Raw genomic sequence first — 13851 nt, forward strand, 5'->3', positions numbered from 1 at the left:
CGGGGCAATGTTTCAAGACCAAGCTGGGTAAACATATCAAACAAATAAAGACGTAGTACGAGTCTCTGAATTATCTTCCTGGGCTTTGTTTACTGTTTGAACTTTTTTAGCTAAAGCCAATTCTGTTTGAAGAATAAATGTATTCATTGAGCCTTTTCCATTAAAAAAATCAAAATTAAGCTCAACTTTAGGATTAGCTTCAAAATATGTTTTAAGAAGCCTGATTGCATCAAGCATATCCTTATCAGTCAACTCATTGGGATTTATTTCCACACCCAGAGCCTGGTGAATGCAAAACCGTAATTGCTCCTTTACGCCCTCGTTTTGTAATAACAAACAATAACCACCCAAAGCCCGATATCTTGCAAGACTGCTATTACAATTTTTCATTGCTTCAATAAACGAACCACAATCCATCGTGCTAAAATTTTCCTGAATATGTCCGGTATACAACAGATCAATAATTTTTTCCTGTAAAACGTTCGATTCAATTTGAGCTTTTATTTGCTCTTCCATCAGTTCCAAGGATATGGTTTTAAAATCGGAACAGGTTTTTGGCAAGAATTTGCCTAAATGAGTCAAAGCCTCTTCAATTTGACGTTGCTCTTCTTCAATTTGTTTTACCAAGGATTGAATGAAATTTATGGCCTTGAATTGATTTAAAACAACAGGGTTACGTCTTTTGTGTTCATCAATAATTTCTTGTAAATAGGTTTCAAAATTCTTGTCTGCTGCAAAATGAGGATAGCTTTTATAGCGCGGCATTTTCCCCTCATCCTTCCCTACAATCAATTGCATATTATCACGAAATGTTTCCAAAGCAGTTACAATCGTTGTTACATCAAGAATTTTCAAGTCATTTATTCTATAATTCCTCTCCATCACCTCAGGTAAACCTAAAGCGAGTCTTATTGCTTGAAATAATCGACAGTCTTTTACATTAGATGGTGGCTTACTAAATAAAAATGATGGGTAAGGAATATATGAATTAAAGTTATCATACTCCTTAATCAGTCTAAAATAGCGATGAAGCAAAGCTCCTAATAAAAACAGGATGGCTTGCTTATTTTTTTCTTCATTATTTTCTTTTAAAACTTCTCGCAATTCATTACTTAATTGTTTAAAAACATCTCTGGCAGTTTCTCTATCCGTTTTGCAAATCACAACCTTATGGGTCCGAGCTAATAAAGTTTCCAAAGTATTTCTAATTATTTCACCACTCGATACCGCTTCAGATACAGGAGGATCAGTAATAATTTTATACCTGCCTAGCAAGGTAGAGAATATTGTCTCTAAGTTACGAGTATTTACACTTAATATTTTGAACTCGGGCGGAGTAAAAGTCATAGTGTCTCCTGTCTAAAACACGCTATTAAGTCCTAAAGTACGCATAATTCCTTTATAAATATCATAGAATGAAGTTTCCTGTTTCTCCCTGGAATGACGTAAGGCATGAATATCTGCTTGCACCGTCTTACCTAAACGTCGAATTAAGTTGTCATAAATGCGTTCATTACGATTTTGATAGGCAAATGAACAATATTGACTTAAAGCCTCTAAACTGGCATCAAACAAAGTGTCACTCATCTTTTGTGGGGAACTCACTTGCAAATCTCTTTGAAATAGCTCAACCAAAGTGCTATTCATTAAATTCGAGACAGTAGAGCTATAATGTGACCACATCATTAAATAAATTCCAGTTAGTACCTTTTTTTTGAATTCGTTAATATTTTTTGGAGTTACAGCAGAGTATGTTGTGACACCCTTCAGATAAGCGATTAAGTCATCGTCATTCTCGCTATCCAGGCTATAAGCAATCAATTTAATCGTATGAGTATCTTCAATAGCCGCTGTATTGGGTAATATCACTGAAAAAAAACAAAAACAGCCTAAGGATGGTATGCTGCGTTTCTTTAATTGATCTGTTAATTTCAATGCATTTTGCTGAAATTCGGCAAACTCTAGCATGGTTTCCCTCCCACAAGGGCCCACCCGCAAGAACCGCAGCGAGTAATACGCCTTTGATGATCAAGACTCTTTTAATTTTTATATCAACCTACACATAATATTGCAACTATTAATTTAACTATTTGCCAACAAATATTTCAAATCGCCAATTTTATTTGGATGAAGAAAATAAATATATTTTTCCGTAGGTTATTCTAAACTCAAGAGATACCTTTTACTGTGATGATCTTTTTGTGTTGGGGCTTTGCAAATAATGGGACATGACTTTTATTTCACCTGTTTCTCAATATCATGATATGTTCTCAAGACATTTCAGAATAAAAATGAATCGTTACATAAAAAGTTTATCTATAGAATCGATCAATTGTTGATGAATTCCATTAAAGCCTCTATTACTCATTACCAATACAGCATCGCCTTCTCTTACTGTTTTGATAATTTCTTTAACTATCTCTCCATTGTTTTTGCAAATTTTATATGGACAAGTCCAGGAGCTAACAAAATCTTTTAAATTAAAATCCTGAGGCTCCAGGACGTAGGCACCATCAACAGGAGCTAAAGCATGAGCCATTTCTGCGGCATGTACACCCGTTCTCATAGTATATGAAGCAAACTCCATAACAGCAAAAATACGTTGATGTCGTCCACTTCTTTTTAAAGCATCAATAGTTTTAGTAATTGCGGTTGGATGGTGGGCAAAATCATCATAAACGGTTATTCCATGTCGATTGGAACGAACTTCAAGCCTTCGTTTCACTGGAGAAAACTGTTCTAAAGCCTTGGCTGCAACCTCAGGATTTACTCCAGCATTCCAGGTAGCAGCAATTGCAGCCAAACCATTTTCTACATTGAATTGCCCTATCAACGGCCAAGATACTTCAGCAACCACTCCCCCATTATGGAGTATTTTAAATTGTGAACCACTATCGTCAATCAGTTCGGCAACCCATTCGGCTTCTCCAGATAGTGCCAGTGTTTCAATACGCGAAAATTGACCTCGTGATAGAACTTCATTAAGAGCCTTATCATCTCGAGGTTTGATAGCCACACCACTTTTGGGAATTGTTCTTAATAAATAATGAAATTGTTGTTGAATAGCTGCCAAGTCCGGATAAATATCGGCATGATCAAATTCCAAATTGTTTAATACTGCAATATTTGGTCGATAATGCATAAATTTAGGTCGTTTATCAAAAAAAGCACTATCGTACTCATCTGCCTCTATGACAAACCATCTCCCTTTGCCAAGGCAGGCGCTGGTATTGAAATCACTAGAGACGCCCCCAATGAGAAATCCCGGATTCATTCCAGCTTGATCCAAAATCCAGGCAATCATTGAAGTGGTAGTCGTTTTGCCATGAGTTCCAGCTACCGCAATCACCTGATATTTTGATAAAATATTTTCGGCAAGCCATTGAGGGCCTGACATATATGGTTTTCCCGACTCCATAACTGCTTCAAGAACCGGCATTCCCCGCTTAATAGCATTACCGACAATAACCATGTCAGATTGCAATGCTAAAGTGGAATCATCGTAGCCTTCAGTCCATGAAATACCTTTGGCAGCAAGCAAATCACTGATAGGCGGATAGCAATTGGCATCGCTGCCTGTCACCCTATATCCTGCGTCGCGGGCGAGCAAAGCCAAGGCACTCATAAAGGTTCCACTTACTCCTAGTATATGCAAATGTGTCATCATGTCATCGCCAAAAAGAAATAGTTAAAATGTTAACAGCGACTAAACCAAAAGCAGCTAAAACTGATTTTACCGGTGTAGTGCCTAAAGCAAATTTATAAATATGGGCTGTAATTACAAATTGCCAAATAGAAAGCCCCAAAGTAATGAACAAATATATCATACCTATAAATAAAAAAATGGGGGTTTTAAGATTCTCCGCAGACAAATAAGTGTCAATTAAGAACAATGGTGTCGCCAAAACATGTATAATAATATAGGCACTCAATAAACATGTTGATGTTTGTACAAGCCTGGACGCAAGATTTTGAAACTTTAAAATAACATAGGTATAGAATATAAAAGACAAAATCAGGCTCGTTGCCATCATTAAACTTAATAACCAATCGCGAGAAAAATCAAGTTCAGCGATATTCCATTGAATCAGCATTATAATAGAGAACAGAATACACATTACTACAAGAAGAAAAACGGAATAAGGAGAATTCTCCGGGGTTTCCTTCAATAGACTCAGACGCCAGTAATAAGAAAAAAGTAATTTTAGTGTATTCATAATTATTTTTTGATTATTTTCTTTAGGCTTAAGTACTCTCTGAACAAGGCAGAATATTTTATATTCCTCCATAGGCCCTAAGTGACTTCATAACTGTTTACTAAATAATCTTGTCTTCCTTTAGTTAAGGCAATTTCTTCACTATATTAAGCTGTTGCACAATAGGCTGATCCCAGGGGCCAGAAATTTTATAACTATATCCCGCAATTTTTTGCATGCTTTGATTAATAATTTTATTTGCAATCCATGCAGCAAGACCAGCAATCGGACCTCCAGCTATCGTAGCTACAACGGGTAAGCTGGCAGTGATATGCGGTGAAATGTTTAAATCCAAATCATATAATCGCCTTACCAAATCCAGATCCCCTTTCATACTAGCATAAGCTACTGGGCCATCAATGTAACTGTTATTGGTGCTCATAATGCCATTATTGACATTAAAGTTGCCTTTAAATATATCAAAACTGTAGCCATCATTTGAGAGATCACTAAAATCAAGTTTTAACCGTCTTGGAATAGTTTGCAAACTCAATATGCTTAATAACTTCCCTAAACCAAGTTTCTCTTCAGTCTCCGGGCTCAAATGAGTAATGCGGCCATTTTTCAACTGTAAATACATGGAACCATTCAACTTGGACAGAGAAAAATCATATAAGGAACCTTGCCAACCCCCATGAAACTCTATATATCCCTTCCCTGCATCCACCGCTGGATTAATCGCCCAACGATCAAGACTCTTGGCCAAATCTTTCAAATACATTTTAGACTGTAGCTTTGTTTGATTAAACTTCCCTTTCTGAAGCCATTCCCCTTCAAAATTAGCTTGATAATAAGGTGAGTCTATCCTGCAATAATCAATCTTCCACTGTTCTGATGTAGAATGACTTTTAAGGGTGATATTCCCAATTTGAATTTTTCCAATTGAAAAATTATCAACTCTTAAATTCAAATTGGGGATTTGCCCAGGAGTAGTATGTGAAGGAGTATCTTTATTATTTTTTGAGGATCCGATTTCAGATAAATGTAAGTATTTGACAAAGCCACTCAGAGAATTGGTTGCCGAATGGTAGGTTAAATCCGCATCGACTTTTTTCTGTTTTAAATTGATTGACCAATCATTATCAGGGCGTTTTTTCGCATACAAAGACATGTTATCAAACTGCTGATTCAAAAAGTTTAGTTTACCCATTTTTACATCAATAATATTAACCAAACTCAAGAGTGAGGGGTTCACATTCTCTTTAGAGAATCTGTTTATTACCTCTTTCCATGCCTGCAAATCAAAGCCGTCTAAAGTACCAGCTATACCGAGGCCAGGATGGTCCTGATTTACAGCTTGCGCACTACCTAAACGTATTTGACCTGATTTTAACTTAAACACGCCTTTTTGCTTTTGCATCAATAGATCCGTACTTAGTCGTCCATTGTAATTAACTCTTAAACGAAGAGTCTTTTGTGGATTAAAGTCCAGATTAACCTGTAAGGGGGTTTTTTCTTTATATGTTTTTCCTAAAGGTGCTGGAAGATCAACTGCCAATCCAATCAAATCGGAACTCAACTTCATATTATCCAAATCATTAGGATCGTCGGTAATTTTTAATAATGCCTTAGCTAAAATATTCCCTTTGAGTACAGAAAAAATAGGTAAGTGCCATTTTTTCTTTAGGGATTCTACAGTGCATTCACCTTCAATTGATATTGCGGTTAATGGTTGTGGAGATTTTTCCGATTGAATTTTAATATTCAGGGGGTAGCCGAATGCCCTGGCAGTTAAGGCACTATCCTGGATGCCTTTTTCATTAAACAGTAAATTTCCAGTAACATCCCTTACAGAAAAATCTCCCATCTGATGCTTGATGTTGATTATATTATTTTCAAAGGTTAATTCACCTCGGGCCAGATTATCATCATTCTCTGGATAAAGAGGTATTTCCAAACGCAAATTGAGTGATAGCATCCCCTTTATTAATAATATTTTTAAAGCAGATAATTTTTTCTTTAATGGGGAATTCATAACAAAATTGAGCATTTGTTGTGCTTTCCCATGAACAATTCCATGAATTAATAAGGTTTCCCTATCTTTGCCAATATCATCAATACGCAAATTCATTTGTTTAAGAAGAGTACCTTGAGCATCACCATCAATGATATCAATGTCAAGATTTCTATTTTTTAGTTTAATATAACCTTCCAAATCTTTAATCAATCTCCATTCTGGAGTAATTAAAATATCTCCGCCGACAACATGGCTTACTATAGAAAACTCCCCATTGCCATTATCAAATGGAAAATCCTTCGCCATTCCATTAATAGTTATCTTGCCTGTTGCTTGCCCTAAACGTTTGATGTCATTATTTAACCAAGCAAATAACTTGGCTTTCATGTGTTTTTTAGGCAAATAAGGCATCCACTTCTGTAAATTTTTCCCAGAAAAATTACCCACTAAACGAATATTGCCTACAGAATTTTGGGTCAGCTGATCAATAGCGCCTTCCAGACTAATAGTCAATTCGGGTTGACTTGCAACCAAGCGTTCAATACTCAACCGCAACCCATCATTTAACTCTTTCCAATCAAAAGCACCATTAAAAATGGTCAGTTTTTGAGCGGGATAACCTTTGATATCGAAAGTTGAATTCTCTGAATCTAACTCAAGGCGTCCTTCCGTAGGCTGCCAATTTAAAACGCCGGATAAATTACTCACTCCAGGAATATTATCCTTTGCTCTCCATCCTAATTGATCAAATCGAGTTAAAATATAATTAATTTGATTTTCTTTGATTAATACCTGAACATCACTCAATATTCCATGCGGTTTTAACTGCAGTACATTTTGAATAGCCGGTGGCCAATTAATTGCTTCGGATAATAGTGATTCTACAATAAGGGATTTTGTAAAGATTTGATAGGTATTCTGATTTTTATTAAAACGAATTGACAATTGGTTCTCTGGCCAAGTGACCCCTGCTACTCTTAGTTTCATATGGTCTGCCTGGAACTGCCACCCTTGTTTATCCAATTTCCAGCCCATGTTGGCATAAAATGATTGGATCAACTTACTATTTTTTTTATTTAATAATTTCCATGCCAGACGCTTAAGTCTCAATTCTGCCTGAATTGATGAAATATTCCCTTTCTCCAAATCAACCCATAATGAAACGTTTCCTTTACCTCCCTCCAGTTGCATTGAGGATTTTGGCAATAAATTTTGCCATTGTGCAGGTAAAACATTAATAGCTGAAAAATAGAAGCGTCCATTGGTGTTCTTAATTTGAGAAGGATCGAATTGTACATTCCCTAGCAGTTGGAAAACGGTTGCATTTGTTTGTTCGAGTCTTGCTTCCCCCTTTATCTTATAATTTCCCCCCTTATTAACTATCGACAGGTTTAATTCGTTAACAGGGATTAATGACCCGTCGTTAAAATGTAAGTGAGCGGAAACATGCCGTACAATTAATTTTTCCTGCTGAGCGAGCCAATCTAATATTTCTCTAGTTTTTTCAGGTGTAATATCAGTGTCTTTCATTGCATTACGTGAAATTCCCTCAATACACCAATGCCCGTCTTTTTCACGAAAAACCAAATGCATATCATCAATATAAAGTACGCCAGGTTGAATGCGCCAATTCCATAGGGATTTAAATAAATTAACACCGACAATTAACCTATCCAGATAAATTGACTTATTATGACCATCATGAATTCTTATATGTTTTAATTTGACTACTGGTTCAAACCAGTACCACCCTGTTTCCATAGTTTGAACAGTAACAGGTTGACCCAAAAGTGAAGTCAAATGCTGTTCCACCTCCCCTTTATATTGTTTAGCCCAGGGAGTAAGAGCGCGAAATACACTGGAAAAGACAGCTGCAACAATTATAAGGACGGCTAATACCATCCAAATTTTTTTAAAAAATTTATTTGCCAAAAGGTTATTATCGGTCATGTTTTAAACTACTATACCATTGCTTTTGTGCATATTCATCAGTTTCCTTTTGCTCAATACGCTGTAATTGCTTCAGTTCAGCTCTTTTTACGCGTTCAATTAACTTACTTATTCCTTCTTCTGAAGTTTTTGCTTGCTTATAATTTAAATCCGCCTTCATCCTGTTTTTTGCAAGTTGACTCAAGTAGGAGTTTAATTGTACCAAAGCAGTATCCAAATGATTAATAAAATTAATTCGGTTGCGTAAAGGCCCTACGTAACTTCCTTGTTGCCCCAATACTTCCAGTTGCTGTAAATAATCTTGTCTGTAACCAACTAATTGTTCATGCCTTGCTTTATTTTGATTAAATTGCTCTCTTGCTTTCACCAACTCTATATAGGCCTGTTGAGTCGCTTCCTGTTTAATTTTTAATAACTGAATCAAACGATCTAATCTGTCACTCATTGGTCATTCCCTACCAAAGTTGAAATCAGTTTGGTTAGCGATGATAAACTCTCATCGTAGCTTACTTGTTCATCCATTCCTTGCGCCAGGTAATCTTTGAGTTTATTCACTGCTAATATCGCTTTATCCACCAGGGGATCGCTTCCTTTTGCATAGGCTCCTAATAAAATTAAATCCTTGTTTTTTTCATAAACAGACAGGTATTTTTTAAACAATAACATATCTTTCATATGTTGTTCAGAGACAACACCCTGCATAACTCGGCTAATAGAAGCTTCAAGATCTATTGCAGGATACTGCCCTTGCTCTGCAAGCGCTCTGCTTAATACAACATGACCATCCAAAATAGCTCGTGCCGCATCTGCTATGGGATCTTGCAAATCATCTCCCTCAGTCAAGACAGTATAAAATGCCGTAATTGAACCACCCCCCGAAGTCCCATTTCCAGCTCTTTCAACCAATTTAGGCAATTTGGCAAATACCGATGGCGGATATCCTTTTGTAGCAGGAGCCTCACCAATCGATAACGCGATTTCTCTTTGTGCCTGGGCAAAACGGGTTAAAGAATCAATCAGCAAGAGAACATGTTTACCTTGATCCCGAAAATACTCAGCAATGCTTGTTGCAACCTTCGCGCCGTGCAAACGCATCAAAGGGCTTTCATCCGCTGGAGCGGCAACTACAACCGCTCGCCTCAAACCTTCCAGACCCAAATTGCACTCAATAAATTCTTTTACTTCGCGCCCACGTTCTCCAATTAATCCAACCACAACAACATCAGCTTCAGTAAAACGCGTCATCATCCCAAGCAAAACTGATTTGCCAACTCCACTTCCAGCGAACAATCCTATCCGTTGTCCGCGGCCAACAGTTAATAAGCCATTAATAGCACGAATCCCAACATCCAATGGAACTTCAATAGGGGCTCTTTTTAAAGGATTGATCACTTGCCCTATCAATGGATAAGTCTCAACCATTTCACCAGGAGGTCCATCGTCTATAAACATTCCCGAACCATTTAATATTCTTCCTAACAATTGATGGCCAACACTTACTTGAGCAATGCGTCCGGTAGGAATAATTTTCATTCCAGGGGCTATACCTTGTATATCACCAATAGACATTAAATAAACACTTTCATTACTAAAACCAACAACTTCTGCCTGAACAGAATGTTCATCATTGATTTTAACCAGGCAACGCGCTCCTACAGGCTGATTAAATCCCTTTGCTTCTATGGTTAAACCTATTGCTCTGCTGATTCTACCACAATGTAACAGTCCGGAATGATGTTTATTCCTTGTTCCTGACAAAATTTTATGGAGTTGTGTTTGGTAAATGGCCATCACTATTCCTGAGAAACGCCCATTGGGATTATATTCTCTTTATTAATATATTCATTGAATAAGGTAGTAAAACGAGTTTGAATTCGACCATCTAACTCGCTGTGTTCACCTTGTAAATAAAAATCTCCTCGATTTAATGCTGGATCAGCCACCAATAACTCATGAAGACCGGGGATATTACTTTCAGAAAATACTTCTTTAATCCATCGCACATCATCAGGATGCATGCTTATAGACTTCTTGCCAGTTAAAGAAGGTAACTCACCTTTTATTTTATTTAATAAATCATTTAGCTTATCTGGATTAACAGAAAGCTCAACAGCAACACAGTGTTGACTTAACCAAATGATGGTTTGAATGATTTCCTGCGTCAATTGCTCATCTAAAATTTGAACGGGCTTTTGAATTAAATCCAGCCATTTGGAGAGCTCCGCTTTAATTGCATTAATTTCTTCTTGTGCTTGTTGAAATCCATCTGCATAACCTTTTTGAAAAGCTTCCTGCTTCACTACCTCCAATTCATTAATCAACTCTTCTTCATCAGACGGCGAATGTTCAGCATCTTTGGAAGCCTGATACTTCCAAGTGGTAAATTCAATTTTTTTTATCTCTTTATTATACGGCTCAAATTCATTTGACATAGTTATCTAACCTTATCCCGGGCCCAAATCATACCAAAAATTACCACTTAGGACAAATAAAATACAATTTTGATACGGACTCTTGCTTAATGATTTTTACTATTTTCATAAAATGTCTAAAACTCATCCTGGGAAAAGTAACTAGATTAATTCGTCTCCGCCCTTTGCTCCCAGGCTAATCTTGCCATCTTCAGCCAGATTTCTTGCTATGGCTAAAATATCTCGCTGGGCACGCTCCACATCACTGACTCTTACAGGTCCTTGCACCTCGATATCATCTCTGAGGAGATCAGCTGCTCGCTTAGACATATTCGAATAGATTTTTTCTTTCGTTGTTTCAGTAGTACCCTTCAATGCTAATTTTAATTGATCAGATGTCACCTCTCGCAATAAAGTTTGTACACTTCTATCATCCATGTCTTTGATGTTTTCAAAAACAAACATCTTATCTCTTATCTTTTCGCTTAACTCCTCATCCCAATCCTTAATTCTCTCCAGTACCTCTTCTTCCATAGCGCCATCCAAAAAATTAATCACATCTGCTACGGTTTTAATTCCGCCGACAGACGATGATTTACCTGTGGTTTGGCCACTAAGCTGCTTTTCAATCACATGTCCAAGTTCAGAAATTGCTTCAGGTTTTACTGTATCAATATTACACATTCGTAATAACACTTCTGCTCTTTTTTCTGCGCTAAAGTAACTAACCACTTCAGCGGACTGCTCACTGTCCAGATGAATTAATATAGTGGCAATGATTTGGGGATGTTCATTACGAATCACTTCAGCTATCAGACGTCCATCCAACCATTTCAGCTTATTCAAACCACTGTCTTTATTTGATACCAATATTCTATCAATAAATGGAATTGCCTTTTCTTCACCCAATGCCTCAATGAGAACGGTTCTGAGGTAATGCTCTGTATCAACGGTTAAGCTGGTTTGATCTTCGATTGCGCTGATAAAGTCAATCAGAACATTCTGCATTTTCGCCTTGCTGACGCTATTCATCGTTGACATAGCCATTCCAACTTTTTGTACTTGCCTGGGCTCTAAATGCTTTAATACTTCTGAAGCATTTTTTTCTCCCATGCTTAACAATAAAATAGCTGCTCGCTCTATTCCGTCCATAATTACCCCCGATCAACCCATGATTTCACTACTTGTGCGACGCGTTTGGGCTCTTTATCAACCACTTGACGAAGCAAACTCAGCTGAGTTTCATAATCCTGAACATCTCTGAATGATATTTTTCCATCTAATGTAAAGTCTCCTGTATCCTGATTATCAGTGGCTTGATCCATGTCTTTATTACTTGCCAATGTTTTTAACATAGGTCTTAATACACCAAATAGGATTGCCAATATAAAAAGAGCCCCGCCAATCTGCTTAATCACAGACCAAAAACTGTCTTTTTGCCAAAAATGTTCTTCTGGAATTGCTTCTATAGGATCTGGCTTTACAAAACTGCTGTTGATCACATTCAAGCTATCTCCCCTCTTAACATTCAATCCTATGGCATCAGAAACCAATAACTTTATTTGTTCAATTTCTTCTTTAGTTAGCGGTTTCTTCTCCAGCTTCTTGGTTTTATCATTCATTACAGGTCGATTATCTACCAATACCGCAACCGACAAGCGTTTTATTGTTCCTGGCTGATTTTTAGTATGACTTATTGTTTTGTCCAATTCGAAATTTTTAGTGGTTTGCATGCGAACATCCTTTGCCTGCATTTGATCTGACGATGTTTGTTGAGGTAAGTTATTTGGCGTTGCATTTTGTTGAGGATTATTTTTTTGCCCAAGAGAACTATTTGGTTGAGGAGTATTTGATAATGTCCCAGGAACCCCGCTTGCTTCATTTGACGCATTACGACTCTCTTGCATAGTTTGTTCGCTGCGTAAAGCGGAGAGCTCCGGATTGAACAATTCTTGAGTTTGTTCATAGCTGGTAAAGTCAATATCTGCAGATACTTTGGCCCTGACACGGCCGTATCCCAATATTGGGGTTAAGATATCCTGAATTTTTTGAGCGTATTGATGTTCCAGGTTTTGTCTGTAATCAAGAAAACGCTCAGTCTCCGAAAAGAGGTTATATCCGCTACCCTCATTTAGCAATTGTCCGTCTTGATCAACTACTGTTACTCTTCCTGCGCTTAAATTCGGAATACTTGATGCTACTAAATTGACAATTGCTGCAATGGTATGTTTCTTTATTTCAAATCCTGAATACACATCAATAAATACAGAAGCACTAGGTTCTTGTGAGTCTCTTACAAAGGCTGACTCTCTTGGAATTGCCAAGTGTACTCTGGCCGATTTAATATTATTAAATTTACTGATCGTGCGTGCTAATTCCGCCTCAAGAGCTTGCCTATATCGGGCGTTTTCCATAAATTGGCTGGTATTAAACACCCCACCACTGCTGCCTAAAAGGTCATGACCTATGGCAGTATCGCGAGGCAATCCTTGTGCGGCCAATTTCAAACGCGCGCTTTGCAGCTCATCAGCAGGCACCATCAGCAAGCCATTATTCTTGTCAATTTTGAAATCAATACTATTGCGCTCTAAAATAGTCAAAATCTCTGATGAGTCCTGTGCGTTGAGCTGACTATATAAAGGAACATAGCTTGGATCACGAGACCATAGAACCACTGCTACGCCTATTGCAATACTGGCCGCCAATCCAAACAACACTCCAATTTGGCGTGGTATAGATAAGCTTGCAAATTTTGTAGCTGCTACTGAAGCATTATCAGCCAATGCCATGATTTACTCCTGTAATTTTTATCCTTTTTTCAGAATACTTCACTCTGAGCTTTAAAACTTTATTGAGAACATTTGCAAACTCATTATGGCATTCAAAAACCCCATAAAAAGCTGTTATTGAGTTTGATCTTGTTTATCTGTTGAAAAAGTTCTACTACCCAAATCATCGCACTAAACCGGCATGTTCATAATATCCTGGTATGCTTGTACCAATTTGTTTCTAACTCTTAATGTCGCCTCAAACCCTAAATTGGATTTTTGACTTGCTATCATTACTTCACCCAAGGACACATTAGGATCGCCTATTTCAAAGCGGGTCTTTAAACTATCTGCTGTTTGTGATAATTCATTGACTTGATTTAATGCCTGTTGAAAAACCGAACTGAAAGAAGCGTGATTTAAACCAGAATCCGGTTTTATCCCCTCAGCCTGGGCGGCCAGAGTTTTCATTTGATTAATTAAATTTACTGTATTAATATCGCTCATTC

General features: G+C 37.3%; 11 protein-coding genes. All 11 read right to left on the reverse strand.

What is annotated here, in order from left to right; translation table 11 throughout:
- Positions 1–36: 36 nt before the first annotated feature.
- Complete coding sequence (locus tag LPG_RS08770; protein WP_010947477.1) at positions 37–1347, reverse strand: lpg1751 family Dot/Icm T4SS effector; 1311 nt, start codon at positions 1345–1347, stop codon at positions 37–39.
- A gap of 12 nt (positions 1348–1359) precedes the next feature.
- The gene (locus LPG_RS08775) at positions 1360–2007 is read right to left on the reverse strand and encodes a lpg1752 family Dot/Icm T4SS effector (RefSeq protein ID WP_010947478.1); all 648 of its coding nucleotides are present in this window, start codon (positions 2005–2007) and stop codon (positions 1360–1362) included.
- A gap of 292 nt (positions 2008–2299) precedes the next feature.
- Positions 2300–3667, reverse strand: coding sequence for a UDP-N-acetylmuramate:L-alanyl-gamma-D-glutamyl-meso-diaminopimelate ligase (gene mpl / locus LPG_RS08780; RefSeq protein WP_010947479.1), 1368 nt, complete (start codon positions 3665–3667; stop codon positions 2300–2302).
- A gap of 1 nt (position 3668) precedes the next feature.
- Complete coding sequence (locus LPG_RS08785; RefSeq protein ID WP_010947480.1) at positions 3669–4289, reverse strand: hypothetical protein; 621 nt, start codon at positions 4287–4289, stop codon at positions 3669–3671.
- A gap of 52 nt (positions 4290–4341) precedes the next feature.
- The gene (locus LPG_RS08790; protein WP_010947481.1) at positions 4342–8163 is read right to left on the reverse strand and encodes a YhdP family protein; all 3822 of its coding nucleotides are present in this window, start codon (positions 8161–8163) and stop codon (positions 4342–4344) included.
- Positions 8153–8608 (reverse strand): flagellar export protein FliJ, encoded by a 456-nt coding sequence (gene fliJ, locus LPG_RS08795; RefSeq protein ID WP_010947482.1) that lies wholly within the window; start codon positions 8606–8608, stop codon positions 8153–8155. The genes LPG_RS08790 and fliJ overlap by 11 nt, the downstream gene beginning before the upstream one ends.
- Complete coding sequence (fliI, locus tag LPG_RS08800) at positions 8605–9954, reverse strand: flagellar protein export ATPase FliI (protein WP_011946712.1); 1350 nt, start codon at positions 9952–9954, stop codon at positions 8605–8607. Before fliI ends, fliJ begins: the two co-directional genes overlap by 4 nt.
- Before the next feature lie 2 nt (positions 9955–9956).
- On the reverse strand, positions 9957–10595 hold the full coding sequence (locus LPG_RS08805) for a flagellar assembly protein FliH (RefSeq protein ID WP_010947484.1): 639 nt from the start codon (positions 10593–10595) through the stop codon (positions 9957–9959).
- A gap of 141 nt (positions 10596–10736) precedes the next feature.
- A complete protein-coding gene (gene fliG, locus LPG_RS08810) occupies positions 10737–11726 on the reverse strand; it encodes a flagellar motor switch protein FliG (protein WP_010947485.1) in 990 nt (329 codons plus the stop codon).
- A 2-nt stretch (positions 11727–11728) separates the two neighbouring features.
- A complete protein-coding gene (gene fliF / locus LPG_RS08815) occupies positions 11729–13363 on the reverse strand; it encodes a flagellar basal-body MS-ring/collar protein FliF (protein ID WP_010947486.1) in 1635 nt (544 codons plus the stop codon).
- A 171-nt stretch (positions 13364–13534) separates the two neighbouring features.
- A complete protein-coding gene (gene fliE / locus LPG_RS08820; RefSeq protein ID WP_010947487.1) occupies positions 13535–13849 on the reverse strand; it encodes a flagellar hook-basal body complex protein FliE in 315 nt (104 codons plus the stop codon).
- Positions 13850–13851 lie beyond the last annotated feature (2 nt).

Source organism: Legionella pneumophila subsp. pneumophila str. Philadelphia 1, assembly GCF_000008485.1.
GTDB lineage: Bacteria > Pseudomonadota > Gammaproteobacteria > Legionellales > Legionellaceae > Legionella > Legionella pneumophila.